Genomic DNA, 25,668 nt, shown 5'->3' on the forward strand with positions numbered 1-25,668 from the left:
GTGCGCAGCGACCCCGCTCAGGGCGCGACGTGGCGGAGGGCGAAGTCCAGGGCGGTCTCGACCTGGCGGATCGTCTCCTCGATGACCAGCGAGCCGTGGCCGGCGTCGAAGCGGTAGACCTCGTGCGCCTTGCCCCGCTCGACGAGCGCGGCCAGGTAGTTGTCGATCTGCCGGATCGGGCACCGCGGGTCGTTGGCGCCGGCGACCACGAGGACCGGGGCGGCGACGTCGTCGACGTAGGTCAGCGGTGAGGACCGGCGGTAGACCTCGGGGACGTCGGCCGGCGAGCCGCCGAACAGCGCCCGGTCGTAGGCTCGCAGGCCCTCCATCTCGTCCTCGTAGGCGGCCAGGTAGTCCGCGACCGGGACCTCGGCGATGCCGGCGGCCCAGCGGTCGGGCTGGGTGCCCAGGCCGAGCAGGGTGAGGAACCCGCCCCACGAGCCGCCGGACAGCAGGCAGCGGGCCGGGTCGACGACGCCCTCGGCGACCAGGGCGTCCTGCACCGCGGCGACGTCCTCGAGCTCGGTGAGCCCGGGCCGGCCGGTGAGCGCGTCGCGCCAGGCCGAGCCGTAGCCGGAGGAGCCCCGGTAGTTCACGTGGACGACGGCGTACCCGGCGTCGACGTAGGCGGCCCGGCGGGCCCGGTAGCCGTCGTCGTCGGCCGCCTCGGGTCCGCCGTGCACCAGGAACGCGGTGGGGAACGGCCCCTCGCCGGCCGGGCGGACCAGCAGGGCGTGGATGTCCCCGCCGGGGCCGGGCACCCAGCGGTCCTCGACCGGGTAGCCGGCCGGGGGCTCGTCGCCGGGGGCGGCCAGCACGACCGGGCCGTCGGCCCGGCGGATCACCGGCGGTCGCTCGGAGGAGGACCAGGCCAGCTCCACCGAACCGTCCGGGCGGGCGGTGGCGCCGCGGACGACGCCGGGCGGGGTCTCCAGACGGGTCAGCTCGGCCGGGGCCAGGTCGTAGCGGTACAGCTCGCTGCGGGCGGCGTGGTCGTGGCCGACCAGCAGCGCCGAGCCGTCGGGGTACCAGCCGGCCGTCACGTCGCCGGGCAGGTCCAGGACCAGCTCGGTCTCGGTGTCGGCGGCGACGTCCCAGACCAGCAGCTCCTCGCGGCCGCGGCGCTCGTGGCCGACCAGCAGCCGGAGGTCACCGGGCACGGGGGAGAAGCCCAGCGCGTGCAGGCCCAGCTCCTCGCCGTCCCACTTCTCGGCCACCACCCACGGGCTGTCGGGCTCGGACTGCGCGTGCCCGTCGGGCAGCGCGGCCACGTCGAGCACCCGCAGCGCGGGGTAGCGGGGGTCGCCGTGCTCGGAGTGCGAGAGCACCAGCCGGTCCTCGTCGCGGGACAGCGCGTCGACCGAGGCGGTGTCGGGCGTGCGGTAGAACACCCGGGGTGCCTGGCCGTGCGGGGCCAGCCACAGCTCGCTGCCGTCGTCGGTGGACCGGCCGATCGCCACCAGGGTGCGGCCGATCTCCAGGCCGGCCGGGTACGCGGGCTCCACCTCGGGGACGGCGACGGCGTCGGGGCCGCCGGCGAAGGGCTGGGTGCGCCAGACGCCGAACTCGTCGCCGTCGGTGTCGGCGAACCACCACACGGTCTCGCCGTCCGGGCTCAGCGTGGCCGCCAGCGTGCCGTTGGGCCGGTCGGTGACCTGGCGCTGCGCACCGGTGTCCCGGTCCCAGGTGTACTGCTCGACGACGCCGGTGACGTCGGAGGCGAACAGGCAGCGCTGCGGGGCGTCCTCGGCCCAGTCGGGCAGCGAGACGCGGGGGGCGCGGAAACGGGCCTGCCAGCGGGCGGTGACGTCGGGGGGGAGCACACCCCCATCCTTCACCTCCCGCCGGCGCCGCCGCCCACCGACGGTGCCGGGCTGTCCACCGCGGCGTCCCGGACGTCGCCGATGAGCTGCTCGAGCACGTCCTCCAGCGCGACGACCCCGATCACCTCGCCGTCGGAGACCACCCGGCCCAGGTGCACCCCGGCCCGGCGCATCTCCTGCAGCACCTCGGGCAGCGGCTCGTCGGCGGCCACCTCGACGAAGTGCTCGACGGCGTCCTCGGGCAACGGGCTGTCCCGGTCGGCGGCGCCCAGCACGTCCTTGACGTGCACGTAGCCCGCCCACGACCCGTCGGGCGCGCACAGCGGGTACCGGCTGAACCCGTGCTCGGCGACGACCGCCTCCAGCTCGCGCGGGGTGATCCCTCGGTCGACGGTGACCAGGTCGGCCGAGGGCAGCAGCACCGAGCGGGCGTCGTGGGTCTCGAAGGTCAGCGCCCCGGCGGCCAGCTCGCCGACCTCGTCGCCGAGCAGCCCCTGGCTGCGGGACTGGGTGATCATCGAGCGGATCTCCGAGCTGTCGAAGCTCGCCGACACCTCGTCGGTCGGGGTCACCCCGAACAGCCGCACGAAGCCGTTGGCCGTGGTGTTGAAGAACCAGATCAGCGGCTTGAGCACCCGGACGACCTTCGTCATCGGCGGGCCCAGGGCGATCGCGGCGCGGTCGGGGCCGGCGATGGTGATGTTCTTGGGCACCATCTCCCCGAGCACCATGTGCAGCACGGTGACCAGCCCCAGCGCGACCACCAGCGCGATCGGGTCCAGGAACCCCTCGGGGACGCCGGCGGCCTCCAGCGGCACCTCGATCAGGTGCGCCACGGCCGGTTCGCCGACCGCGCCCAGGCCCAGCGAGCACAGCGTGATGCCCAGCTGGGCGCCGGCCATCATCTGCGACACGTTGCGCATCGCGTCCAGCGTCCGCTGCGCCCGGGCCGACCCGGCGGCGGCGCGGGGCTCGATCTGGTCCACCCGCGCCGAGACCAGCGCGAACTCGGCGGCGACGAAGAACGCGTTGCCCAGCAGGAGGGCGACCAGGACCGCCAGGGCGAGGACGTCGCTCACGACTGCGCCACCTCGTGCTGGCGGGCGGGCAGCTCGGCGCCGTCGTCCGGGGGCGGCAGCGGGTCGGCGTGCAGCACGGCCACCCGCCGCCCCTCCAGCCCGGCGACGGTGAGGCGGTAGCCCTCGACGGTCACCTCGTCGCCCTCGGCGGGCAACCGGGCCAGCTGCTGGGTGACGAACCCGGCGACGGTCTCGTAGCGGCCCTCGGGGACCGGGATGCCGGTGCGCTCCCGGACCTCGTCGGGGCGCAGCAGCCCGGAGACCTCCCAGCCGTCGTCGCCGCGGCGGCGCAGCTGGCGCAGCGGGCGGTCGGTCTCGTCGGTGATCTCGCCGACCAGCTCCTCGACGATGTCCTCCAGGGTCACGATGCCGTGCGTGGCGCCCCACTCGTCCACCACCAGGGCCAGCTGCAGGCCCTCGTCGCGCAGCAGGTCCAGCAGCGGGTCCAGGCGCAGCGTGCTCGGGACGGCGAGCACCGGCCGGGCGAGCTCCCCGGCCGTGCGGGTGCCCCGCTCGTCCTCGGGGACGGCGACCGCCTGCTTGACGTGCACCAGCCCGGTGACGTCGTCCAGGTCGCCGTGCCAGACCGGGAACCGGCTGTTGCCCGAGCGCACCGCGGCCTCGACCACCTCGGCGGCGGTCGCGGTGTCGGGCAGGGTGACCAGCCGGGTCCGCGGGGTCATCACGTCGGTGGCGTACTTGTCCCGCAGGCCCAGGGACCGGTCCAGCAGCCGGGCGGCGGTGGGGGAGAGGTCGCCCTCCTCGGCGCTGCGCCGGGCGACCGCGGCCAGCTCACCGGCACCGCGGGCGTCGTCCAGCTCCTCGCGCGGCTCGATGCCCAGCGAGCGCACGATCGCGTTGGCCAGCCGCTGCAGCGCGCGGACGAGGAACCCGAACACCGCGGTGAACGCCCGCATCCCGGGCGCGACGGCGGAGGCGACGGCCAGCGGGCTGGCGATGGCCAGGTTCTTGGGCCCGAGCTCGCCCAGCAGCATCTGCAGCGTGGTGGCCAGGGCGATGCCCAGGACCACCGCCACGGCGGTCGCCGTCCCGCCGGACAGCCCGAGGGACTCCAGCGGGCCGTCCAGCAGCCCGCCGATCGCCGGCTCGGCCAGGTAGCCGACCAGCAGCGTGGTCAGCGTGATGCCCAGCTGGGCGGCCGACAGCTGGGTGGACAGGCCCTTGAGGGCGGTCACCACGCCGGCGGCGCCCCGGCGTCCCTCGTCGGCGGCCTCGGCGGCCTGCCCGCGGTCCACGGTGGTGCACGAGAACTCCGCCGCGACGAAGAACCCGGTGAGCGCGGTGAGCACGACCGCGGCGAGCAGGAACAGCCATTCGGTCATCGGACCCCAGCGTGGGGGTTGCGGAGCACAACCGCTCGTCGGACGGGTGTGGTCCTCAGGACAGCAGTTGCTCCACCCGCCGGGCCACCGCGAGCAGCTGGGCGTCGGTGCCGGGCAGCGTCTCCAGCGACAGGCCCACCGGCAGGCCGGCCGGGGTGGTGCCGCAGGGCAGCGAGACCGCCGGCATGCCGGCGGTGGACCCCGGTCCGGTGTTCTGGATCGTGGTGCCGAAGACGGGCACCTGCTCGCCGTCGAGGTCGGTGGTGTCGTCGTCGCCCAGCGGCGGGGCGGTCAACGGCACGGTCGGGTAGACCAGGGCGTCCAGCCGGCCCCCGCCGTCCAGCTCGTGCGCGGCGGCGTAGGCCGCGCGCAGCTCCTCGCGCAGCTGCAGGCACTCCGCGTAGGCCACCCCCGACACCGGGTCGCCGATCGCGTGCTCCAGGGCGCCGCGGACGTCGGGGCTGGCCACCCCGGCGACCAGCTCCTCGAAGGTGGGCCCGGCGTCCAGGCTGCCGAGGTAGGCCGGCAGGGTCCGCAGCACCTCGTGGAACACGATCGGGAACCCGCAGCGGGCGTCGAGCTCGTGCGCGGCCACCACGTCGACCTCGACCAGGTCGACCCCGGCGGCGACCAGGGTGTCCAGGGCCCGGCCGACGGCGTCGGCGACGTCCTTGGCCAGCCCGTCGAAGAAGCCGGGCAGCGGGACCCCCAGCCGCAGCATGCGGGCGTGCGGCACGGTGGCGGGCGCGGCACCGGCGACGACCTGGTCGAGCAGGACGACGTCGGCGACCGTGCTGGCCAGGGCGCCCACGGTGTCCCGGGTGCTGGACAGCCCGACCAACCCGTCGGCGCCACCCCAGCGGCCGACGGTGGGCCGGTAGCCCACGATGCCGCAGTGCGCGGCCGGCACCCGCAGCGAGCCGCCGGTGTCGGTGCCCAGCGCGACCGGCACCACCCCGGTGGCCACCGCCACCGCGGACCCGCCGGAGGAGCCGCCGGCCGAGCGGGTGGGGTCGTGCGGGTTGCGGACCGGGCCGTAGGCGGCGTTGTTGCTGGTGATGCCGAAGGCCAGCTCGTGCAGGTTGGTCTTGCCGACCACGGTGGCCCCGGCTCCCCGCAGCCGGGCGACGGCGTGGTGGTCGCGGCCCGGCCGGGAGCCGTGCAGGGCGGAGGTGCCGCCGCTGGTCGGCAGGTCCACGGTGTCGATGTTGTCCTTCACCGCGATCGGCACACCGGCCAGCGCCCCCTCGGGCGCCAGGCCGGGGTCGACCCGCTCGGGGTCCACGACGGCCAGGAAGGTGCCGAGGTGGTCGACCGCGTGCGCCCGGGCCGCGGCGTCGGTGAGCCGCTCGGCGGCGGTGCCGCCGCGGGCGCGGGAGATGTCCAGACGATCCAGCCGTGCCATGTCCGCGACCGTACCGATCCGGTTCCGGGGCGGCAGGTCAGAGCTGTGCGGCGACCACCGTGGCGACCGGCAGGGCGATGACGACGAACAGCCCGGACATCAGCCCGGCGGCGACCACCTGGCCCTCGCGCTGGATCGAGGCGACCGTGACCCCGCGCAGGATGACCAGGTCCACCAGGAACCGGAACAGGTAGAGCGTCACCACCGCGATGACGGCGGTGGCGGCGAAGGCGGCCAGCCCGGCACCCCACCCGGTGAAGTCCCCGGCCACGCCGACCCGGACGACGAGGGAGACCGCGACGAGGATGCCGCCGATCTCGAACGCGGCCGGCAGCGACCCGGCGGCGATGCCGCGGCGGACGAGCCCGTGGGTGACCAGGTCGTGCAGGAAGTACACCCCGATCACCACGAGCAGGCCGAGGACGGCGAAGACCACCGTGCTGGCCAGCCCGGTCTGCCAGTCCGGCGAGCTGCCGATCAGCGACCCGTTGAGGATCAGCCCCAGGCCCAGGTAGAAGCCGGCCTCGACGACGCCGATCGCCACGTTGCCCTCCCGCATGGCGGCCACGTTGTCCACCCGCAGCAGGACGACCTTGTCCACGACCACCCGGGCGACCAGCAGGGCCACGAACACCCAGGCGCCCTCGAGGAGCAGGTTGGTCAGCGCGCTCCAGCCGATCTCGTCGTACCGGTACTCCAGCGAGTTGAGCATGCCCACGACGAGCGCGGCCGACAGGCTCAGCCGCTGGATCATGTAGCCGGCGTTGCCGCGGGTGATGATCTCGGCGTTGTCGTCGAAGGAGGTCAGCGCGTTCACCAGGTACCAGAACGCGGCGACGAACGCGGCGACGACGACGACCTGGAGCGCGGCGATCGGCCAGTTGGCCAGGTAGTCGCGGGCGGTGTCGAGGAACATCAGGCTCCCTGCTGGGTGGGGCTGCCGTGGCCGACCACGTGCGGCACGAAGTAGCTCTGGTTGTCGGTGATCAGGCCCGGGCTCTCCCGGATGCCCATCCCGGCGGGCTCGCCGTCGACCATCCACAGGCCCAGCACCGGGTGGTGCGACCCGTCGGGGCCGGGGAAGTCCGGCAGCGGCGCGTAGGACTGCAGCACGTAGCCCTCCTCGCCGTAGCCGCCACCGGTCGAGGCGATCGTGGCGCCGTCCTCGTAGATGGTGATGTTGGCGCCCTCGCGGGACAGCAACGGCTTGCGCACGTGCGACTCCTGCATCCAGCCGGGGACGTCGTCGTCCTCGAAGTAGGCCGGCAGGATCAGCGGGCTGCGCGCGGGGTCGGTGCCGAACAGCTGCCACAGCACCGGCAGCAGGCCCTTGTTGCTCCACAGCATCTTGTAGGGCGCCTCGATCCACACGGTGCCGCCGGGGCGGTCCATGTCGGCGAAGGCGGCCCGGCCGAAGTCGTCGTGGACCAGCCACTCCCACGGGTAGAGCTTGAACAGCACGTCCAGGTGCCGGCCGTCGGCCGGGTCGCCCTCGAAGAACCCGCCGGTCGCCTCGTCCAGGGTGATCTGGTTCATCATGATCGACCGGGTCTTGTACCGGGGGCGGCCGCCGTCGGTCACCTGGGTGCAGGCATCGCGCATGAGGAACGTGTTGAACAGGTCCTCGCCGGACCGGTCGGCGCCGTCGCAGGCGAAGTAGACGACGGGGTCCTTGCGCAGCCCCTTCTCGATCAGCCCGAGGTTGCGCTCCCAGGCGCGGGTGAGCCGCTCGAAGATCGAGTTCCACTGGTCGCTGCCCTGGCCGGTCTCCCTGAACCACTCCCACTGCACGTAGGCCGACTCCGGCAGCGACGTCGGGGTGTCGGCGTTGAACTCCAGCAGCTGCGGGCGGCGCAGCGTCGGGTCCAGGCGGGACTGCCGGCTGTCCCCGCCGTACCGGACGTCGAACCGGCCGAACACGCTCTGCTTGGAGGGCTCGTCGTTCCAGGTGCCGACCACCTGGCCGTGGGTGTACTCGGGGATGCCCATCTTCAGCATCAGCTCGGGGTGGGCGACCATGTGGTCCCCGGCCTCGACGCACATCTCGAACAGGGTCGCGGCGTCGCGCTCCAGCTGGGCGACCTCCACGGCCGTGAAGTCGTAGAACTGGCCCTCGCGCCAGTAGCTGGTCGTGCTGCCGTCGGGCAGCTCGGTCTCCCAGTAGGTCAGGCCCTGGGCGGTGACCGTCTCCTGCCAGCCCGGCCGGACGACGCCGTCGTGGACGCGACGCACGTCAGCTGCCCGACGAGCCGAAGCCGCCGCCGCTGCTGCCGCCCCCGCTGTCGATGCTCGTGCCGAAGCCGCCGGACCGGCTGCCCCCGCTGCCGCTGGTGTAGCTGCCCGAGCCGGGCAGGCCCGCGCCGCTGCGCGCCGAGCTGTCGCCCGGGTTGATCGTCTGGCCACCCGAGGGGACGGTGGCGCCGCGGGACAGCGTCCGGCCGGGGGAGCCCAGCCAGATGAAGTAGCCCCCGCCGCCGTTGTACCCGGAGTCGCAGTAGTCGTCGTCCACGACCTGGTTGGACTGGTCCACGCAGTAGGCGACCTCGTCCTCACCGCTGGAGCAGCCCGAGGCGGTGAAGGCGATGACCATCGCGGCGGTCAGGGCCGGGACCCGGCGCAGGCCGGAGGCGCTGTTCACGGCGGGATCATGGCACACGCACAGAGGCCCGTCCCTGGCGGGACGGGCCTCTGCGTGGTGGTCGGGGTGACAGGATTTGAACCTGCGGCCTCGTCGTCCCGAACGACGCGCGCTACCAAGCTGCGCCACACCCCGAGAGCCGTCGATGAGCTTAACGCACGCTCCCCGCGGTGCCGACGGCGGTGTCCCGGGGAACCAGCGTGAGCAGGGTGGCCTCGGGCGGGCAGCACAACCGGTAGGGCGCGTACGGGCTGGTGCCCAGGCCGGCCGACACGTGCAGCCAGGTGCCGTTGGCCGCCGGACCGGGCGGTGACCAGCGGTGCAGCCAGCGCGCCTTGTCCCGGGGGATGCCGCAGTTGGTCACCAGCGCGCCGTAGAACGGCACCCGCAGCTGGCCGCCGTGGGTGTGGCCGGACAGCACCAGGTCGTGCCCGTCGGCGGCGAAGCGGTCGAGCACCCGGGGCTCGGGGGAGTGCACCAGGCCCAGCCGCAGGTCGGCCCCGGCGTCGGTCGGGCCGGCGACGGCGTCGTAGTCGTCGCGCTGCAGGTGCGGGTCGTCCACGCCGCGGACGGCGATCCGGCGGCCGTCGACCTCGACCACCGCCGTCCCGTTGGTGACGTCGGCCCAGCCCCGCCCCAGCATCCCGTCCCGGAGGTCGCGCCAGGGCAGCTCGTCGCCGTGCACCCGCTTGTGGTCGGACTTGAAGTACTTCAGCGGGTTCTTCGGGCGGGGGGCGTAGTAGTCGTTGCTGGCCAGGCAGAACAGGCCGGGCCGGTCCAGCAGCGGCTCCTGGGCGGCCAGCACGATCGGCACGGTGTCGTGGCCGGCCAGGTTGTCGCCGGTGTTCACCACCAGGTCGGGGGCCAGCGCGTCGAGGGCGGCCACCCAGTCGCGCTTGGAGGTCTGCCCCGCGGTCATGTGCAGGTCGGACAGGTGCAGCACGGTCAGCGGCCGCTGGCCCTCGGGCAGCACCGGCACGGTGAACCGGCGCAGGGTCCAGTGCACCCGCTCGACCAGGCTGGCGTAGCCGACGGTGGCGAGGCCGGCTCCGACGACGGCGGCTGGGACGGCGAGGGCGGGACGCACCGGGGGAGCTTAGGACGGGAACCCGTTCGCCGGGCGTGACAGGCTTCGGTCCATGTCCGACCTCAAGCAGAAGCTCCGCGCCGCCCTCCCCCCGGCCATGAAGGCCCGCGACGAGCTGCCCCCCGCCACGCTGCGGATGGTGCTGGCCGCCGTCACCGCCGAGGAGGTGTCGGGCAAGCAGGCCCGCGAGCTCTCCGACGACGAGGTGCAGGCCGTGCTGCGCCGGGAGGCCAAGAAGCGCCGCGAGGCCGCCGAGGCGTTCGGCGGCGCCAGGCGCGCTGAGCAGGCCGCCCGGGAGCAGGCCGAGGGCGAGGTCCTGGCCGGGTACCTGCCGGCGCAGCTGACCGACGAGGACCTGGTCGCGCTGGTCGCCGGGGTGGTCGCGGCGACCGGGGCCAGCGGCATGGGCGACATGGGCAAGGTCATGGGCCGGGCCAATGCCGAGGTGGCCGGCCGGGCCGACGGCGGCCGGGTCGCCGCGGAGGTCCGCCGCCAGCTGGGCTGACGTCTGCGGACGCCGCGAGGGCCGGTCGACCTGGTGGTCGACCGGCCCTCGCCGTGTCGTGCGGTTGCCCCTGCGCGGGGCCCGGTCAGCCGGGCTGGCCGTCCCCGTTGGTGTCCGGTGCGTTCGGGTCGACCGGGGCCGGTGCCGGGGCCGGTCGACCCGAACGCACCGGACACCAACGGGGNGCGGGTGCCCCGCCCCACCCGTCCCAGCCGGGGGTCAGCGGCGCTGCGGGAGGATGCGGGAGCGGGGAGTGCCGGTCCCGGTGTCGGCGTCGTCGGCGGTGAGCGCGGCGGCCATCACCTCGAGGTCGGCCAGGTCGTGCACGTCCCCGGCCGCGGCCGGCACCGTGCGGACGGCGACGCCGGCGTGCGCCTGGGCGAACCGGTCGGCCAGCCGCTGCTCGCGGGAGGCCTGCGCCATGCGCTCGGCGTGCACGCGCAGCGCCCCGGCGGCCAGCTTCGCGCCCTTGCCGCCGGCCTCGGCGACCGCCTCGGCGGCGGCCTCGGCGCGGGTGGCGCTCAGCGCGGTCGTCGCCGGCGGGTGCGTGCGGTTGAGCACCAGCCCGGCCAGCGGCATGCCCTCGGCGGACAGCCGGTCCACGAAGTAGGAGGCCTCCCGGAGCGCGTCGGGCTCGGGGGTGGCCACCACGACGAACGCCGTGCCGGGCTGCTTGAGCAGTTCGTAGGTCGCCGTGGCCCGCTCGCGGAAGCCGCCGAACATCGAGTCCAGCGCGGCGATGAAGGTGGCGATGTCGCCCAGCAGCTGCCCGCCCAGGATCTTGGAGATGATCCGGCTGAACAGGCCGAAGCCGGCGCTCACCATGCGCAGCCCGGCGCGGCCGCCGGCCCGGGCCGGTGCGGTCAGCAGGCGGATCATCGTCCCGTCCAGGAACCGGGCGAGCCGGTCGGGGGCGTCCAGGAAGTCCAGCGCCGAGCGGGACGGCGGGGTGTCCACGATGACCAGGTCCCACTCGTCGCGCGCCCGCAGCTGGCCCAGCTTCTCCATGGCCATGTACTCCTGCGTGCCGCCGAAGGAGGAGGACAGGGCTTGGTAGAACGGGTTGGCCAGCACCTGCTCGGCCCGCTCGGGGGTGGAGTGCGCCACGACGACGTCGTCGAACGTGCGCTTCATGTCCAGCATCATCGCGTGCAGCTCGCCGGGGCCACCGGTCTCGATGCGGCGCGGTTCGTTGTCCAGCTCCTCCAGGCCCAGCGACTGGGCCAGGCGGCGGGCCGGGTCGATGGTGAGCACCACGACCGAGCGGCCGGCGGCGGCCGCGGCGAGCCCGAGCGCGGCCGACGTCGTGGTCTTGCCGACCCCGCCGGCGCCGCAGCACACGACGATGCGGGTGGCCGGGTCGCGGACGAGGGCGTCCAGGTCCAGGGCGGGAGAGGTCACCGGAGCACCTCCAGGCGGTCGGCCAGCTCGTGCAGGGCGCCCAAGTCGACCGGGCCGGTCAGCAGCGGCAGCTCGGTGGTGGGGCGGCCCAGCTCCGCGACCCGGCCGCGCAGCGCGTCCTGGGAGCGCCAGCGACGGGCGTGCTCCACGGCCTCCTCGACCAGACCGGCGGCGATGGCGGGGTCGGCCGGCAGCCCGCCGGCGGCCAGCGCCGGGGCCAGCTCGGCCGCGGTGAGACGGCCGTCGGCGGCGCGGGCCAGGCTGGAGGCGGGCAGCAGCGGCTCGGTGGCCATGTTGACCAGCACCGACCCGACGGGGAGGCCGGTGGCCTCCAGCTCGGCGATCGCGTCGGCGGTCTCCTGCACGGGCATCTCCTCGAGCAGGGTGACCAGGTGCACCTTGGTCTGCGGTGACCGGAGCACGGCCATGACGCCGTCGCTCTGGGTCTTGATCGGCCCGGACCGGGCCAGGCCCGCCACCTCGTCGGTGACGTTGAGGAACCGGGTGATCCGGCCCGTCGGCGGTGCGTCGACGACGACCGCGTCGTACACCCGCTTGCCGTCGACCCGGCGGGTCACGGCCTCCTTGACCTTGCCGGTGAGCAGCACGTCGCGCAGGCCCGGGGCGATGGTGGTGGCGAAGTCGATCGCGCCCATCTTGCGCAGCGCCCGGCCGGCCCGCTTCATCGAGTAGAAGAGCTCGAGGTACTCCAGCAGCGCCTCGTCGAGGTCGATGGCCAGCGCCTTGACCTCGCCGCCGCCGCGGGCGACGGCGACCCGGCGCTCCTCGTAGGGCAGCGGCGGGGTGTCGAACAGCTGGGCGATGCCCTGCCTGCCCTCGGTCTCCACCAGCAGCGTGGTGTGCCCGTCGGCGGCGAGGGCGAGGGCCAGGGCGGCGGCGACCGTCGTCTTCCCGGTGCCCCCCTTGCCCGTGACGATGTGGCAGCGCACGGGAGGGGGATCGGACGTCACGCATCTGAGCCTAGGAGCAGGAGCACCCGCCCGCTCCCCGCTGTCCGCCAGCTCACGGCGGGGCCCCCGCGGCGGGGCCGTCCCAGCACGCCACCCGCGGGGGCGCTAGCGTCGCGCGGCATGAGCACACGGACCACCTGGGAGTACGCGACCATCCCGCTGCTGACCCACAACACCAAGGCCATCCTCGACTCCTGGGGGGTCGACGGCTGGGAGCTGGTCACGGTGCTGCCCGGGCCGGGCGGCGGCGAGCAGCTGGTGGCCTACCTGAAGCGGCCCTCGGCGTGACCTCGGGCCTGCCCGGCGCCGCGGACACCCAGGCGCCGAGCTGGCACGCCCGGCTGGCCGAGCTGGGGCTGCGGCTCCCGCCGGTGGCCGCACCGGTCGCCTCCTACGTCCCCGCCGTCCGCACCGGGAACCTGGTGATGACCAGCGGCCAGCTGCCCTTCGTCGACGGCGGGCTGCGCCGCACCGGCAAGGTCGGCGGCTCGGTCGAGGCCGAGGACGCCGCGCACGACGCCAAGGTGTGCGCGCTCAACGCCCTCGCCGCGGTCGACGACCTGGTGGGCCTGGACTCGGTCGCCCGGGTCGTACGGGTCGTCGGCTACGTCGCCTCGGCCGAGGGCTTCACCGGCCAGCCCCGGGTGATCAACGGTGCCTCCGAGCTGATCGGCAAGATCTTCGGCAAGGCCGGCGAGCACGCCCGCTCCGCCGTCGGGGTGGCCGAGCTGCCCCTGGGCGCACCCGTCGAGGTCGAGCTCACCGTCGAGCTGAGGTGATCCGGCAGGCGGCGACGGTCCTGCTCCTGCGGGACGGACCGTCCGGGCTCGAGGTGCACCTGCAGCGCCGCACGAAGGGCATGCCGTTCGCCGGGGGCATGACCGCCTACATCGGCGGTGGCGGGGACCCCCGCGACGGCGACACCGACCTCGACTGGGTCGGCCCGGGCCCCGAGGAGTGGGCCGCCACCTGGGCCTGCGACGTCCCGACCGCCCGCCAGCTCGTCTGCGCCGCCGTCCGGGAGACCTTCGAGGAGGCCGGGGTCCTGCTGGCCGGCCCGGCCGCGGGCGGGGTGGTGCCCGACGTCTCCGGAGCCGAGTGGGAGACCCAGCGACGGGCCCTGCTGACCCGGGACCTGGCGCTGTCGGAGCTGCTCGCCGCCCGTGGGCTCGCCCTGCGCTCGGACCTGCTGCGGCCCTTCGCGCACTGGATCACCCCGCCGGAGGAGCCCCGGCGCTACGACACCAAGTTCTTCGCCGCGGCCCTGCCGGTCGGCCAGGAGGCGCAGGACGTCTCCGGTGAGGCCGACGAGGCCGGCTGGTCGACGGCGGAGGGCGCGCTGGCGGAGATGCGGTCGGGCGACCGGCCGATGCTGCCGCCCACCATCCACACCCTGGGCCAGCTGGCGGCCTTCCCGGACGTCGCGTCGGCCCTGGCCGGGTCGCCACCGGAGCCGCTGCGCCCGATCAGCCCCACGTTCGAGGACGACGGCACCGGTCAGCGCTGGGCCGTGCTGCCCGACGGCACGCGGATCCGCCTGGTCGTGCCGCTCCCGCGCTGAACGCGCCGGACGCACGAAGGGGCCCGGGACCAGTGGTCCCGGGCCCCTCGTGGTGGTCAGGTCAGCGCGCGCGGCGGCGCAGCCGCTCCTCGTCGAGGACGACGACGGACTTGCCCTGCAGCTGGATCCAGCCGCGGTGCACGAAGTCGGCCAGCGCCTTGTTCACCGTCTCGCGGGAGGCGCCGACGAGCTGGGCCAGCTCCTCCTGGGTCAGGTCGTGCTTGACCCGCAGGCCGTCGGTCTCGCGGGAGCCGAAGCGGTCGGCCATCTGCAGCAGCGCCTTGGCCACGCGGCCGGGGACGTCGGTGAAGATGAGGTCGGCGACCGAGTCGTTGGTGCGCCGCAGCCGGCGGGCCAGCACCTGGAGGAGCCGCTCGCCCACCTCGGGGTGCGCCTCGATCCACGGCCGCAGCATCTGCTGGGGCATCTTGGCCAGCCGCACGTCGGTCACCGCGGTGGCGGTGGCCGTGCGGGGGCCGGGGTCGAAGACCGAGAGCTCGCCGAACTGGTCGGAGGGACCCATCACGGCCAGCACGTTCTCGCGGCCGTCGGGGGAGCGGCGGGAGAGCTTGATCTTCCCGGACAGCACCACGTACAGGCTGTCACCGGGCTCGCCCTCGTTGAAGACCACCCGCCCGCGGGGCAGGTTGACCGTCTCCAGGCCGCTCGCCGTGGGCTCCGCGGCTTCCGGCGACAGCCCCTGGAACAGACCGGACTGGGCAAGGACCTCGTCCACCAGTGCACCTCTCGTACGACGTCGTGGCGGGTGCAGTGATCACCCACGTCCGGAGGCAGTCTAGGGCCTGTGGCCGTACTCACCGTGCGGAGCGTCACGACGGTGCCCACGAAGGGTGGGGTGGGGTCAGTCGCCCGAGCGGTGGGCGGTCATCGCCTCGGTGCCGCGGACCGTCCGGCCGGCCCGCCGGCGACGCCAGCGGTCCATGGCCCGGCGGATGCCCGAGTGGGCCAGCTCGTCGACGTCCCCGGGGGTCGCCGAGGCCAGGAACTCCTCGACCTGGCGCTGGGACGTCGGCCGGCGCAGCGGCTCCTCGACGCGCTCCATGATCAGCAGGAACGCGATGACCATCGGGGGGAACAGGATGACGACGAGGGCGACCACCGGTGACCTCCTCGGACGACGTGGCGACGGGCCGGGCATGCCCGGCTGCGGCTGACCCGACACGTGCTGTGACGAATGTGCCGGGCGGGACGAGCATGACAGGTCGGGCCTGTCGGTGCCCCCGCCTACCCTCGAGCGCGTGTCCGCACCAGCTCCGTCCACCCCCCTCCGCCCGGCCCGCGCGGTCCGGCTGGGCCTCCCGCCGTCCGACACCGGCGAGACCCCGCTGGGGCGGACCCGGCGGGCCCGGCGGATGGCGCGCGACCTGGCCCTGATCCACCCCGATGCGCACTGCGAGCTGGACTTCACGACGCCGCTGGAGCTGCTGGTGGCCACGGTGCTGTCCGCGCAGACCACCGACCGGACGGTCAACACGGTCACGCCCACGCTCTTCGCCCGCTACCCCACGGCGGCTGCCTACGCCGGCGCCGACCGCGACGAGCTCGAGACGATCCTGCGGCCGACCGGCTTCTTCCGGGCCAAGGCCAACTCGGTGCTCGGTCTGGGCCGCGCGCTGGTCGAGCAGTTCGACGGCGAGGTGCCCGGGCGGCTGGAGGACCTGGTGACCCTGCCCGGCGTGGGCCGCAAGACCGCCAACGTCGTGCTGGGCAATGCCTTCGGGGTGCCCGGGCTGACCGTGGACACCCACTTCGGCCGCCTGGTGCGCCGGTTCGGCTGGACCGCCGAGGAGGACCCGGTCAAGGTCGAGACCGAGGTCGCCGTGCTGATCCCGAAGAAGGAGTGGACCGACTTCTCCCACCGGGTCATCTTCCACGGCCGGCGGGTCTGCCACGCCAAGAAGCCGGCGTGCGGGGCGTGCGGCCTGGCCCGCGCGTGCCCGTCCTTCGGCACGGGTCCGATCGACCCGCTGGTGGCCGCGAAGCTGGTGAAGAGCCCGGCCGCCTCGGACACGCTGTGAAGCGGCTGCTGGTCGCGCTGGTGGCCGCCGCGGCACTGCTCGCCGGCTGCACCTCGGGGTCGTCGTCCGACGACGGCGCGCAGGCCACGGGCCCGGCCGAGACCGGGGTGCAGGACGTCGACACGGCGCTGCAGCCGTGCCCGGAGCAGACCGGGGACACGGTGCAGGCCACCGACGCGCTGCCCGCGCTGACCTTCGAGTGCATCGGCGGCGGCAGCCTGGACCTGTCCCGGGCCCCGGGCGTACCCACCGTGATCAACGTGTGGGGTTCCTGGTGCGGCCCGTGCCGCGAGGAGCTCCCGCTGGTCCAGGAGCTCGCCGACGCCGCGGGGGAGGAGGTGCAGGTGCTCGGCGTGGTCACGACCGACACCCTGGGCGCGGCCGACTCCTTCGCCGCCGACGCCGGGGTGACCTTCCCGAACGCCTTCGACCAGCAGGACGAGTTGCTCTCCGACCTGGGCCGCCGCGGGGCGCCCTTCACCTTCTTCGTCGCCGCCGACGGCACCCTGGCGTACACGGAGGCAGGCGCGGTGTCCTCCTACGACGAGCTCCGGCAGCTGGTGGCCGACCACCTGGGCGTGACCCTGTGACGACGGACCTGACCGGCGTCCCGGAGCACGTGCGGGCGCTGCTGGCGTCGGCCGACGCGCTGCCGCTGCGGCACCGGATGGGCGACGCCACCGACACCGCGCGGCGCTCGGCGGTGCTGGTGCTCTTCGGCGAGACCGAGCGCGGCCACGATGTCCTGCTGATCGAGAAGTCGGCCCGCCTGCGCACGCACGCCGGTCAACCCGCGTTCCCCGGCGGCGGTGCCGAACCGGGGGAGGACTACCCGGTGGCCACGGCGCTGCGCGAGGCCTGGGAGGAGGCCGGGGTCGAACCGGCCTCGGTGCGGGTGCTGGGCACGCTGCCCGAGCTGTTCCTGGGCCCCAGCGACAACCTGGTGGTCCCCGTCGTCGGCTGGTGGGACGACGCGCGGCAGACCGTCACCGGCGACCCGTTCGAGGTGGCCCAGGTGGTCCGGGTCCCGCTGGCCGAGCTGGTCGACCCGGCCCGCCGGTTCCGGGTGCGGCACCCCTCGGGCTACACCGGGCCGGCCTTCGAGGTCGCCGGGCTGGTCGTCTGGGGGTTCACCGCCGGTGTGCTGGACGCCGTCCTCACCGCCGCCGGGGTGGCCCGGCCCTGGGACACCCGGGACGTCCGCGACCTGGCCGCCGAGCAGGAGCGGGTGCGGGGCACGGCCGAGGTCGCCGAGGACCCCGCCGACCGCGCCGCGCCGACGGTGGCCGAGGAGCCGTCGTCCCCAGCTGTGCCGCGTACGGTCCCTGGGCGATGACGTCGAACCGTGCACGGGTCCTGGTGACCGTCCAGGACATCACCCCGGAGACGGGCGACGACCACGTCTTGAGCCCCGACACCTCCACCGTGGCGCCGGACCAGGTCCGGTCGACCGTCACCAACACGGCCAGCCAGCTGACCTGCATGCCGCTGCTGGCGCCGGGCCAGAGCGAGACGACCGTGACCGAGCCGGGCACCAACCCGTCCGAGTGCACGTCCCACACCGCGCTGGCCAGGTCGGGACGATGGTCGTGACGGGGCCGGCCACGTTCCCGACGGCGACCGGCTGACCGGATGTCCCTCGTCGACCTGGTGCTCATCGCGCTGGCCCTGCTGTTCGCCCTGTCGGGTTTCCGGCAGGGCCTGATCGTCTCGGCGGCCTCGTTCATCGGCTTCTTCGGCGGCGCGGTGGCCGGTGCTCAGCTGTCCGGGCCGGTCGCCGACGAGCTCGGCGGGTCGACGCTGTCCCGGGTGTTCGTGGCCCTGGTCGTCGTGCTGGCCGGTGCCCTGCTCGGCCAGCTGCTCGCGGGCTACGTGGGCCGGGCGATCCGCGAGAAGGTCACCTGGGAGCCGGCGAAGATCGTCGACTCGGTGGCCGGCGCCGCCATCTCCGCGGTCGCCGTCCTGCTGGTCGCCTGGATGGTGGCCACCCCGCTGGCCAACTCCGCGTTCCCGGCCGTGGCCAGTCAGGTCCGGCAGTCCACGCTGGTGCAGGCGGTCGACGAGGGCGTGCCCGACGGCGTGCGGTCGCTCTACGACTCCCTGCGCGAGGCGATCGACCGGCGCGGCCTGCCCGACGTGCTCGACCCGCTCACCCCCACCCAGGTGCGCGACGTGCCGGTGCCCGACCAGGCCCTGGCGCAGAGCGCGGTGGTCACCCAGGTGCAGGGGTCGGTGGTCAAGGTCAGCGGGGTCGCGGCCTCGTGCTCCCGGCAGATCGACGGCTCGGGCTTCGTGTTCGCCCCCGAGCGGGTGATGACCAACGCACACGTGCTGGCCGGGGTCACCGAGCCCACCGTGCTGGCCGAGGGCGACGTCTACGACGCCTTCCCGGTCTACGTCGACCAGGAGACCGACGTGGCGGTGCTCGCCGTCCCGGGGCTGCCGCAGGTCCCGCTGGACTTCACCGCCGACCCGGTGGACTCCGGCGCCGACGCGATCATCATGGGCTACCCCGGCGGCGGCGGGCTGTACGTCGGCGCGGCCCGGGTGCGCGACCGCGGGGCGATCAGCGGGCCGGACTTCCGGGCCGAGCAGACCGTGGTGCGCGACGTCTACGCCCTCTACGGCCAGGTGCGGGCCGGCAACTCCGGTGGCCCGCTGCTCGCCTCGGACGGCACGGTGCTCGGCGTGGTCTTCGCCTCCGCGGTCGACGACCCGGACACCGGCTACGCGCTGACCGACACCGAGGTCGCCGACGCCATCACCCAGGGCCGCACCGCCACCGCCGCCGTCGACACCGGCCCCTGCGAGTAGCCGCTCCTGCGGCGTGGATCAGCTGCGACGACGGCTGTGCATCCTCCCTAGCTGACATCAGCTGACCAGGATGCACGGGGGTGGCTGAGGACCGGCTCCTCCCGCCCATCGGCCGTGATCGGGACCGACCACGGGCGGGCACGGGGTTCCCGGCGGAGGCCGTCCCGCCACGGGACGATGCGGACCCCCGGGGGCAGGCGCAGGGGCTGGGTCATGAGCGTCCTGATGCGCGCGGCCTTGGCTGCCAGGCCGGGTCCGAGGTCGGCCGCGGTGATCCGGGTGCCCATGAGGCCGAGGTCCAGGAGCTCGTCGTGCCGTCGCTTCTCGTCCCAGCCGACGTCGGCCGGCGAGCGTCCTCGCCACGGCTGCGCCCACTTCACGCGTCCGTCGGTCTCGCCGAACGCCGGGGTGCCTCCCCACCACAGGTCCAGGACGGCGACGAGGCGTCCATCCCGCAGGACGGCGGCCTGCAGGACGGGCTCGGGGAGCCCGGCGGTGAGGAGACCCAGGCGGGTCAGCGTCTCCAGAGGGGAGTGCGCACCGACCCGGGCCAGCCGGACGGCACTCGCGAGGGAACCCACGCCGACCCAGTGGCGCTGGCCGAGGACGCCGGCCGTCAGCTGGTCGAGCGTGATCCGCCCGTCGGCGAGGGCGTCGTCCAGTGCGACCACCGTGTCGACGACGTCCCACTCACGGCCCACGTCGAGCAGGGTGCGGCGGAGGCTGGTCGCCGGTAGAGGCGCGAACGTCTCGACGTCCTCCGCAGGGATCCCGGCCGCCAGGACCCGGTAGTCCCGGCCGGTGCGGAACCGGTGGGGATCGGTGGCGGTCCCCTCGGTCCGGACGCCGCGGGGCAGCACCAGGTCGTGCAGGCGCGCCGCCGTCCCGTGGCTGAGCACCGTGCTCCGCCGGCCCAGGCGGGCGAGCACGGCCGCCGCTTCCAGCCAGTGCGTGCGTCCTGCACGGGCGTGCTGCTGCCAGAGGTCGTCGGTCGTGTAGACGCCGTACCGCACGGCACGCCACCGGCCGGCCCTGACCAGCGCGGCTGTCCCGTGTCGGGTGTGGCCGGCGGCCACTGCATCACCGGTGGTGAAGACGCCGCCGCGGCGGGTCATCGCGGCCAGGAGGAAGGGGTGCACCACAGCAGGGTGTCGACCGTAGGGGGCGCCGCCCATCCCGCGGTCGGATCTGTGGATGAGCGCAGGCGATGTGGACACCCACCTCCGCCTCGGCCGGTGCCGGGCTAGGGCGAGCTGTCCTCAGCCACCAGAGTGCATCCTGCTGGGCCGACGTCGGCGGCGGTGGATGCACGGTCCTCGTCGGAGCTGATCCACGCCGGCCGCGGGGTCACCGTGCCCAGGTGGCGATGGCCTCGCTGACCTGGTCGGGGGTCTCCTCGTGCGGGAAGTGGCCGATGCCGGGCAGCTCCCGCCACTCGTAGGCGCCGGCGACGTAGCGGCCCGAGCCCTGGGCGGTGCGCGGCAGCACGCAGGTGTCCAGCGAGCCGTGCAGTTGCAGGGTCGGCGCGGTGACCGGGGCGGCCATGCGGCGGGCGTACCGGAGGCCGTCGGGCCGCAGCTGCGAGCGGAAGGCCCAGCGGTGGAACTCCATGGCCCCGTACGCGGCCTGCGGGATGCGGGCGGCCTGCCGGTAGCGGGCCACGGCGTCGGCGAAGTCCGCGGTGTGCAGCCAGTCGGGGCCGGCCCAGCGGCGCAGCAGCTCGGCCACGGGGTCGTCGTCGTCCCGGGTCAGCCGGCGTTCGGGCAGCCGGGGCAGCTGGTAGCGCAGCGCGTAGCGGGAGGCCCGGCGCTGGGCGGGGTCGGTCATCCCCGAGCGCAGCTCGCGGGGGTGCGCGGAGGACACCACGACGAGCCCGCGGACGGTGCGCGGGTGCAGGGCGGCCATCGTCCAGCCGACCAGCCCGCCCCAGTCGTGCCCGACGACGACCGCGTCCGGCTCGCCCAGCGCCCGGACGACGGCCGCCACGTCCGCGGACAGCGTGGGCAGGTCGTACCCGCGCGGGGGCTTGTCGCTGCCGCCGTAGCCGCGCAGGTCGACCGCGACCGCCCGGTAACCGGCCTCGGCCAGCGCGACGAGCTGGTGCCGCCAGGCCCACCAGAACTGGGGGTAGCCGTGCACCAGCAGGACCAGCGGGCCCTCACCGGCCTCCGCGGCGTGCAGGCGCACGCCGTTGGCGGAGATGTCCCGGTGCCGCCACGGCCCCGGGACCAGCGCACTGGTGGCGTCGGGCGCGGTCACCCCAGCCGGGCGTGCGGGTCTGCCTTGACGACGTGGCCGTCGCGGACGACGGGCAGGTCGTGCTGACGCTGACCCGGGGCCTCGCGGCGCATGACGTCGGGCAGGTCCTTGAGCGTCTCGATCGTCCGCTCGGGCTTGCGGAACTTCTTGGTGAACTTGATCCCGACCAGGACCAGCAGGCCGGCCAGCAGCAGCAGCACGCCGAAGACGATCAGGTAGGACACGAAGCGCGGCAGGCCCAGCCAGGTCAGCAGCTCGGCGATCCCGATGAACAGGAAGATCGAGCAGTACAGGGCCATGACGCCGCCGACGGCGATCAGCCCGCCGCCGATGCCGACCTTCTTCACCGAGGAGCCGACCTCGGCCTTGGCCAGCTCGACCTCGCTGCGGATGAGGGTCGAGACGTCGGCCATGGCGCTCTGCACCAGCGAGCCGATCGACGGCTCGACGGGACCGGCCGGCTCTCCGGACAGTCGGGTGCTGGGCGCGCTGTGGGCCACGGCTGGGTCCTCCTCGATCAGTTCCGCCGCCAGCAGGGAGCCGGGCGGCGAACTCCCCGGGGTCGCGGCCCCGGTTCGTCTGACCATGATCGTGCCTCATCCGCCGCGGGCACGCGCGTCCCGAGCGGGCACGAGCGCCGTCGGGGCGGGGGATGGACCTCCTCCGGGTGACGGCGGACCCCGGGCGGCACACCCGAGTGACCACGAGCCGCTGTCGTCCCCCTACGGTCGGTGCGTACCTGCCGCCCACCGGGGAGCGATGTGTCCTTCAGCCCACGCACCGGCGCTGCCGCCACCGTCGTGGTCGCGGCCCTCCTGCTCGCCGGGTGCGCCGCGGGCGACGGGACCTCGGCGGCGATCCCGCAGACCGGTCCGGGTGTGGAGTTGGCCCTGGGGGAGCCCGCCGTCCTGTCCCTGGACTTCCTGCCGGCCGGGGCCAGCCCGGTCGAGCTGACCGTGGACGGCGTCCGGCGCGGCACCGAGGAGGAGCTGGACACCCTCGGGCTCGGCGGTGCCGCGGACGGCATGCTGCCGTTCTCCGTCGACGTCTCCCTCCGGCGGTTGGCCGGGGACGACGGCACCCCCGCCGGCACGCTGGAGTCCGACCTGGACGTCGTCCTCGCCACGGGCACGCCGTCGCTCACCGCCGTCGAGCTCGACGCCCCGAGCCGTGCGCCGTCGGTCGTCCGCCCGAGCCGTTCACCTCCGGCACCGGGTACACGAACTGCGTGCTCGTGGTCGCCGCTGCCGACGCCGAGGTCACCCGGGTCGAGTTCGGGCGCCCGGGATCGCCGTACGAGGAGGACCCGGTCGTCTGGGTGGTCTGACCGGGTCCCCCCGCCGCGGGCTCAGTCCTCGGACGAGGCCGGCATCTTGGCGCCGATCAGGTCCATCACCGAGGAGTCGGTCAGCGTCGAGACGTCGCCCAGCTCGCGGTTCTCGGCGACGTCCCGGAGCAGGCGGCGCATGATCTTGCCCGAGCGGGTCTTGGGCAGCTCCGCCACCACCATGATCTGCCGCGGGCTGGCGATCGGGCCGATCTCCTTGCGCACGTGCTGGCGGAGGGTCGTCACCAGGTCCTCGCCGGAGTCCTGTGCGTCCCCGCGCAGGATGACGAACGCGACGATGCCCTGGCCGGTGGTCGGGTCGGTGGCGCCCACGACGGCGGCCTCGGCCACGGTCGGGTGGCTGACCAGCGCGGACTCCACCTCGGTGGTGGAGATGCGGTGCCCGGACACGTTCATCACGTCGTCCACCCGGCCCAGGAGCCAGATGTCGCCGTCCTCGTCCAGCTTGGCGCCGTCCCCGGCGAAGTAGACGTCCTTGCCGTAGCGGGACCAGTAGGTCTCCACGTAGCGCTCGTCGGAGCCCCAGATCGTGCGCAGCATCGCCGGCCACGGCTCGGTGAGCACCAGGTAGCCGGTGGCGCCGGGCTCGATCGGCTTGCCCTCCTCGTCGACCACGGCCGCCGAGATGCCGGGGATGGCGCGCTGGGCGGAGCCGGGCTTGGTGGCCGTCACGCCGGGCATCGGGGCGATCATGTGCGCGCCGGTCTCCGTCTGCCACCAGGTGTCGACCACGGTCGCCGTCCCGCCGCCGACGTTCTTGCGGTACCAGAGCCACGCCTCGGGGTTGATCGGCTCGCCGACCGAGCCGAGCACCCGCAGCGTCGAGGTGTCGAAGGGCTCCAGCTCCTGGGCGCCCCACTTCATGAACGTGCGGACGACGGTCGGCGCCGCGTACAGGATGGAGACCTTGTACTGCTGGACGATCTCCCACCAGCGGCCGCGGTGCGGGGTCTCGGGGGTGCCCTCGTACATGACCGAGGTGGCGCCGTTGGAGAGCGGGCCGTAGACGATGTAGGAGTGGCCGGTCACCCAGGCCACGTCGGCGGCGCACCAGAAGACGTCGGTGTCGCGCTTGAGGTCGAAGGTGGCCCAGTGCGTCCAGGAGACCTGGGTCAGGTAGCCGCCGGAGGTGTGCAGGATGCCCTTGGGCTTCGCCGTCGTCCCCGAGGTGTACATGATGTAGAGCGGGTGCTCGGCGTCGAAGGCCTGCGCCTCGTGCTCGGCGGACTGGCCGTCGACCAGGTCGTGCCACCACTGGTCGCGGCCCTCGGTCCAGTCGACGTCCTGCTCGGTGCGCTTGACGACCAGCACGTGGTCGACGCCGGAGACCTTGGTCAGCGCCTCGTCGACGGCGGGCTTGAGCGCCGAGGGCGCGCCGCGGCGGTAGCCCCCGTCGGCGGTGATGACCACCTTGGCGCCGGCGTCCTCGACCCGGGAGGCCAGCGCGTCGGGGGAGAACCCGCCGAACACGACCATGTGGACGGCGCCGATGCGGGCGCAGGCCAGCATCGAGACGACGGCCTCGGGGATCATCGGCAGGTAGATGGCCACCCGGTCGCCGGCCTGGACGCCGAGCGAGGTGAGCGCGTTCGCCGCCCTGCAGACCTCGTCCTTGAGCTGGGCGTAGGTGATGTCGCGGGTGTCGCCGGGCTCGCCGACCCAGTGGTAGGCGACGGTCTCGCCGCGGCCGGCGTCCACGTGCCGGTCGACGCAGTTGACGGCGACGTTCAGCTCGCCGCCGGTGAACCACTTCGCGAACGGCGGGTTCGTCCAGTCCAGGACCTCGTCCCAGGGCTTGGTCCAGTCCAGCCGGCCGGCGGCGTCGGCCCAGAAACCGAGGCGGTCCTCGGCGGCGCGGTCGTAGTCGGCCTGCGTCACGTTCGCCTGGGCCGCGAGCTCGGCGGGCGGGTCGAAGACCCCGCTGGCCGGGATGTCGTCGGTCAGGCTCTGGGTGCCGGTCTCGCTCATGCCGCCTCCTGGTCCTGGGCGTCGCGCAGGAGCCGGCGACGCTGCCTCGGCGTCGACCCTAGGGTGCCCGGCTCCGGGACGGGAGGTCGGCCGCGACCCCGGCGCGGGAGACTGCACCGGTGACCGCTCCGGACGACGCCCAGGCGCAGGTGGCAGCCGTCCTCCCGGGCGCGGCGATGCTGGGCCTGCTGGTGCCGCCGGGCTCCCGGCCGGAGCCGGCGACCGCGCTGGTCGACGACGCCTGGACGGCGGAGCTGCTGGAGCTGCGGGCGCTCACCGCGCGCACCGACGACCGGCGGGTGCTGGCCACCCTGTGGTGGTATTCGGCGTCGCTGGTGCTGGTGGGCCCGGCGCTGGCGGGGCTGGTCACCGGTCGGCCGCTGTCGGCACGGCTGGCCGACACCACGCTGCACCTGGTCGGCGACCTGCCCTGGGCCGCGACGTCCCGGGCGGCCACGGGGGACGTCGTCGCGGACCTGGGGGAGTCCCTCGCCGCGGTGGTGGCCGTGGTCGCCCGGGTCGGGGGCGTGCGGGAGGCGCCGCTGCGGGCGATCGCCACCGACGCGCTGGCCAACAAGCTGCTGGCCCTCGGGCGGGCGCGGGGCGACGTCGCCGCGGTGACGTCTCTGGCCGCCCCGCTGGCCCGCGCGGCCGGGTTGCCCGCCCCGCGCTACGTCGAGGTGGGCGGCCAGGTCTTCACCCGGCGGGCGTCGTGCTGCCTGGCCTGGCGGGTGCCGCACGAGGTGGTGTGCACGTCGTGCCCGCGACGGGACCCCGCCGAGCGGCAGATCCTGCTGGAGGACACCGCCGCCCGGATGCCCTGACCGGGATCTGGACCGGTCAGGCCGTGGTGTCGGGGCGGACCAGGTCGCGGTAGGCGCCCGCGTAGGCCCGGAGTCGGGCTGCGGCGCTGGTGGCCTCCGCGGCGACGCCGCCGTCGGCCCGGGGGAGGGCGGCACTGGCCCGGACGGCGCCGGTGACGTCGGCGACCGCGGCGAGGTGGTCGCGGGCGTGGTCGCACAGCGCGGCGGAGTGCTCGGCCTTGGTCGTGGCCGCCACCCGGAGTGCCCGGGAGAGCGCGTAGCCCTCGTCGGCGAGCCGGGGGAGGACCTCGGGCACGTCGCCCAGGTGGACGCCGGTGCGCCGCGCGGCGGCGACCTCGCGCTGCAGCGTCATCGACGCCGTGGTGACCCGGACGGCGAGCGCGGCCGCGGTCCGGTCCGTCCCCGCGGGGTCGCGGACGGCGCCGGCGGCCAGTGCGGCGTACCCGCCCAGCTCGCGCCCGCGCCGGACGGCGCCGCTGCCCTGCACCGCGTGGACGGCCCGCCGGGTGCCGCGCACGGTCAGGGTGGTGACCCCGCCGGCCACGACCAGCAGCAGCACGACGAGGACGAGGACGAACTCCACGGGGCACCTCCGGACCGTCA

Annotated in this window: 27 protein-coding genes and 1 tRNA gene; 10 read left to right on the forward strand and 18 right to left on the reverse strand. The window is 74.8% G+C overall.

Going from position 1 to position 25,668, the window contains the following annotated elements; all coding sequences use genetic code 11:
* Positions 1–17: 17 nt before the first annotated feature.
* The 9 genes from LFA75_RS14370 to LFA75_RS14410 form a co-directional block, all read right to left on the reverse strand.
* Positions 18–1,823, reverse strand: coding sequence for a S9 family peptidase (locus LFA75_RS14370; protein WP_225234301.1), 1,806 nt, complete (start codon positions 1,821–1,823; stop codon positions 18–20).
* 11 nt (positions 1,824–1,834) lie between these two features.
* Entirely contained in the window at positions 1,835–2,902 is a 1,068-nt protein-coding gene (locus tag LFA75_RS14375) for a hemolysin family protein (protein WP_225234302.1), read from the reverse strand.
* Positions 2,899–4,245, reverse strand: coding sequence for a hemolysin family protein (locus LFA75_RS14380; RefSeq protein WP_225234303.1), 1,347 nt, complete (start codon positions 4,243–4,245; stop codon positions 2,899–2,901). Before LFA75_RS14380 ends, LFA75_RS14375 begins: the two co-directional genes overlap by 4 nt.
* Before the next feature lie 55 nt (positions 4,246–4,300).
* Entirely contained in the window at positions 4,301–5,650 is a 1,350-nt protein-coding gene (locus tag LFA75_RS14385; RefSeq protein ID WP_225234304.1) for an amidase family protein, read from the reverse strand.
* A 37-nt stretch (positions 5,651–5,687) separates the two neighbouring features.
* Positions 5,688–6,566 carry a DUF350 domain-containing protein gene (locus LFA75_RS14390; protein ID WP_225234305.1) on the reverse strand — a complete coding sequence of 293 codons (879 nt, stop codon included), beginning with the start codon at positions 6,564–6,566 and terminating at the stop codon, positions 5,688–5,690.
* Positions 6,566–7,882 carry a glutathionylspermidine synthase family protein gene (locus LFA75_RS14395; RefSeq protein WP_225234306.1) on the reverse strand — a complete coding sequence of 439 codons (1,317 nt, stop codon included), beginning with the start codon at positions 7,880–7,882 and terminating at the stop codon, positions 6,566–6,568. Before LFA75_RS14395 ends, LFA75_RS14390 begins: the two co-directional genes overlap by 1 nt.
* Before the next feature lies 1 nt (position 7,883).
* Entirely contained in the window at positions 7,884–8,288 is a 405-nt protein-coding gene (locus LFA75_RS14400) for a hypothetical protein (RefSeq protein ID WP_225234307.1), read from the reverse strand.
* A gap of 58 nt (positions 8,289–8,346) precedes the next feature.
* A tRNA-Pro gene (locus LFA75_RS14405) sits at positions 8,347–8,423 on the reverse strand.
* 16 nt (positions 8,424–8,439) lie between these two features.
* On the reverse strand, positions 8,440–9,375 hold the full coding sequence (locus tag LFA75_RS14410; RefSeq protein ID WP_225234308.1) for a metallophosphoesterase: 936 nt from the start codon (positions 9,373–9,375) through the stop codon (positions 8,440–8,442).
* A gap of 52 nt (positions 9,376–9,427) precedes the next feature.
* On the opposite strand from LFA75_RS14410, the gene LFA75_RS14415 reads away from it, so the two are divergent.
* On the forward strand, positions 9,428–9,880 hold the full coding sequence (locus LFA75_RS14415; protein ID WP_225234309.1) for a GatB/YqeY domain-containing protein: 453 nt from the start codon (positions 9,428–9,430) through the stop codon (positions 9,878–9,880).
* A 219-nt stretch (positions 9,881–10,099) separates the two neighbouring features.
* Here LFA75_RS14415 and LFA75_RS14420 read toward each other — a convergent pair whose 3' ends face one another.
* On the reverse strand, positions 10,100–11,281 hold the full coding sequence (locus LFA75_RS14420) for an ArsA family ATPase (protein WP_225234310.1): 1,182 nt from the start codon (positions 11,279–11,281) through the stop codon (positions 10,100–10,102).
* Positions 11,278–12,252 (reverse strand): ArsA-related P-loop ATPase, encoded by a 975-nt coding sequence (locus tag LFA75_RS14425; protein WP_225234311.1) that lies wholly within the window; start codon positions 12,250–12,252, stop codon positions 11,278–11,280. Before LFA75_RS14425 ends, LFA75_RS14420 begins: the two co-directional genes overlap by 4 nt.
* A 120-nt stretch (positions 12,253–12,372) precedes the next feature.
* Between LFA75_RS14425 and LFA75_RS14430 the strand changes: the two genes are divergently transcribed.
* From LFA75_RS14430 to LFA75_RS14440, 3 genes are read left to right on the forward strand one after another with little or no spacing between them, the layout of a single operon-like run.
* Positions 12,373–12,540, forward strand: coding sequence for a DUF4177 domain-containing protein (locus LFA75_RS14430; protein ID WP_225234312.1), 168 nt, complete (start codon positions 12,373–12,375; stop codon positions 12,538–12,540).
* Positions 12,537–13,031, forward strand: coding sequence for a RidA family protein (locus LFA75_RS14435; RefSeq protein ID WP_225234313.1), 495 nt, complete (start codon positions 12,537–12,539; stop codon positions 13,029–13,031). The genes LFA75_RS14430 and LFA75_RS14435 overlap by 4 nt, the downstream gene beginning before the upstream one ends.
* Complete coding sequence (locus LFA75_RS14440; protein ID WP_225234314.1) at positions 13,028–13,813, forward strand: NUDIX hydrolase; 786 nt, start codon at positions 13,028–13,030, stop codon at positions 13,811–13,813. Before LFA75_RS14435 ends, LFA75_RS14440 begins: the two co-directional genes overlap by 4 nt.
* A gap of 61 nt (positions 13,814–13,874) precedes the next feature.
* On the opposite strand, the gene LFA75_RS14445 is transcribed toward LFA75_RS14440, so the two are convergent.
* Complete coding sequence (locus LFA75_RS14445) at positions 13,875–14,549, reverse strand: Crp/Fnr family transcriptional regulator (RefSeq protein WP_225234315.1); 675 nt, start codon at positions 14,547–14,549, stop codon at positions 13,875–13,877.
* Positions 14,550–14,675: 126 nt separating this feature from the next.
* Positions 14,676–14,933, reverse strand: a complete 258-nt coding sequence (locus tag LFA75_RS14450) for a hypothetical protein (RefSeq protein WP_225234316.1) — start codon at positions 14,931–14,933, stop codon at positions 14,676–14,678.
* A gap of 139 nt (positions 14,934–15,072) precedes the next feature.
* Here LFA75_RS14450 and nth point away from each other — a divergent pair, with 139 nt between their 5' ends.
* From nth to LFA75_RS14475, 5 genes are read left to right on the forward strand one after another with little or no spacing between them, the layout of a single operon-like run.
* Positions 15,073–15,852 carry an endonuclease III gene (nth, locus tag LFA75_RS14455; RefSeq protein ID WP_225234317.1) on the forward strand — a complete coding sequence of 260 codons (780 nt, stop codon included), beginning with the start codon at positions 15,073–15,075 and terminating at the stop codon, positions 15,850–15,852.
* On the forward strand, positions 15,849–16,442 hold the full coding sequence (locus LFA75_RS14460) for a TlpA family protein disulfide reductase (protein ID WP_225234318.1): 594 nt from the start codon (positions 15,849–15,851) through the stop codon (positions 16,440–16,442). The genes nth and LFA75_RS14460 overlap by 4 nt, the downstream gene beginning before the upstream one ends.
* Positions 16,439–17,188 (forward strand): NUDIX hydrolase, encoded by a 750-nt coding sequence (locus LFA75_RS14465; RefSeq protein WP_225234319.1) that lies wholly within the window; start codon positions 16,439–16,441, stop codon positions 17,186–17,188. Before LFA75_RS14460 ends, LFA75_RS14465 begins: the two co-directional genes overlap by 4 nt.
* A complete protein-coding gene (locus LFA75_RS14470; protein ID WP_225234320.1) occupies positions 17,185–17,445 on the forward strand; it encodes a hypothetical protein in 261 nt (86 codons plus the stop codon). The genes LFA75_RS14465 and LFA75_RS14470 overlap by 4 nt, the downstream gene beginning before the upstream one ends.
* Positions 17,446–17,484: 39 nt before the next feature.
* Entirely contained in the window at positions 17,485–18,666 is a 1,182-nt protein-coding gene (locus LFA75_RS14475) for a MarP family serine protease (RefSeq protein ID WP_225234321.1), read from the forward strand.
* Between the two features lie 47 nt (positions 18,667–18,713).
* On the opposite strand, the gene LFA75_RS14480 is transcribed toward LFA75_RS14475, so the two are convergent.
* From LFA75_RS14480 to acs, 4 genes are all read right to left on the reverse strand, one after another.
* Complete coding sequence (locus tag LFA75_RS14480) at positions 18,714–19,805, reverse strand: type IV toxin-antitoxin system AbiEi family antitoxin domain-containing protein (protein ID WP_225234322.1); 1,092 nt, start codon at positions 19,803–19,805, stop codon at positions 18,714–18,716.
* A gap of 208 nt (positions 19,806–20,013) precedes the next feature.
* The gene (locus LFA75_RS14485) at positions 20,014–20,925 is read right to left on the reverse strand and encodes an alpha/beta fold hydrolase (RefSeq protein ID WP_225234323.1); all 912 of its coding nucleotides are present in this window, start codon (positions 20,923–20,925) and stop codon (positions 20,014–20,016) included.
* A complete protein-coding gene (locus LFA75_RS14490) occupies positions 20,922–21,425 on the reverse strand; it encodes a phage holin family protein (protein WP_225234324.1) in 504 nt (167 codons plus the stop codon). Before LFA75_RS14490 ends, LFA75_RS14485 begins: the two co-directional genes overlap by 4 nt.
* 848 nt (positions 21,426–22,273) lie before the next feature.
* Positions 22,274–24,241 (reverse strand): acetate--CoA ligase, encoded by a 1,968-nt coding sequence (acs, locus tag LFA75_RS14495; RefSeq protein WP_225234325.1) that lies wholly within the window; start codon positions 24,239–24,241, stop codon positions 22,274–22,276.
* Positions 24,242–24,360: 119 nt separating this feature from the next.
* Between acs and LFA75_RS14500 the strand changes: the two genes are divergently transcribed.
* Positions 24,361–25,065 (forward strand): (2Fe-2S)-binding protein, encoded by a 705-nt coding sequence (locus LFA75_RS14500; RefSeq protein WP_225234326.1) that lies wholly within the window; start codon positions 24,361–24,363, stop codon positions 25,063–25,065.
* A gap of 16 nt (positions 25,066–25,081) precedes the next feature.
* Here the strand turns inward: LFA75_RS14500 and LFA75_RS14505 are convergent, their stop codons facing one another.
* A complete protein-coding gene (locus LFA75_RS14505) occupies positions 25,082–25,648 on the reverse strand; it encodes a hypothetical protein (protein WP_225234327.1) in 567 nt (188 codons plus the stop codon).
* Between the last annotated feature and the right edge of the window lie 20 nt (positions 25,649–25,668).

Origin of the sequence: Klenkia terrae, assembly GCF_900491935.1 — a bacterium.
Lineage (GTDB): Bacteria > Actinomycetota > Actinomycetes > Mycobacteriales > Geodermatophilaceae > Klenkia > Klenkia terrae.

Excerpts from the sequence above, each read along its gene's own strand:
- LFA75_RS14380 (WP_225234303.1), bottom strand. The coding sequence starts at position 4,245 with ATGACCGAATGGCTGTTCCTGCTCGCCGCGGTCGTGCTCACCGCGCTC.
- LFA75_RS14385 (WP_225234304.1), bottom strand. The coding sequence starts at position 5,650 with ATGGCACGGCTGGATCGTCTGGACATCTCCCGCGCCCGCGGCGGCACC.
- LFA75_RS14390 (WP_225234305.1), bottom strand. The coding sequence starts at position 6,566 with ATGTTCCTCGACACCGCCCGCGACTACCTGGCCAACTGGCCGATCGCC.
- LFA75_RS14415 (WP_225234309.1), top strand. The coding sequence starts at position 9,428 with ATGTCCGACCTCAAGCAGAAGCTCCGCGCCGCCCTCCCCCCGGCCATG.
- LFA75_RS14430 (WP_225234312.1), top strand. The coding sequence starts at position 12,373 with ATGAGCACACGGACCACCTGGGAGTACGCGACCATCCCGCTGCTGACC.
- LFA75_RS14470 (WP_225234320.1), top strand. The coding sequence starts at position 17,185 with ATGACGTCGAACCGTGCACGGGTCCTGGTGACCGTCCAGGACATCACC.
- LFA75_RS14475 (WP_225234321.1), top strand. The coding sequence starts at position 17,485 with ATGTCCCTCGTCGACCTGGTGCTCATCGCGCTGGCCCTGCTGTTCGCC.
- acs (WP_225234325.1), bottom strand. The coding sequence starts at position 24,241 with ATGAGCGAGACCGGCACCCAGAGCCTGACCGACGACATCCCGGCCAGC.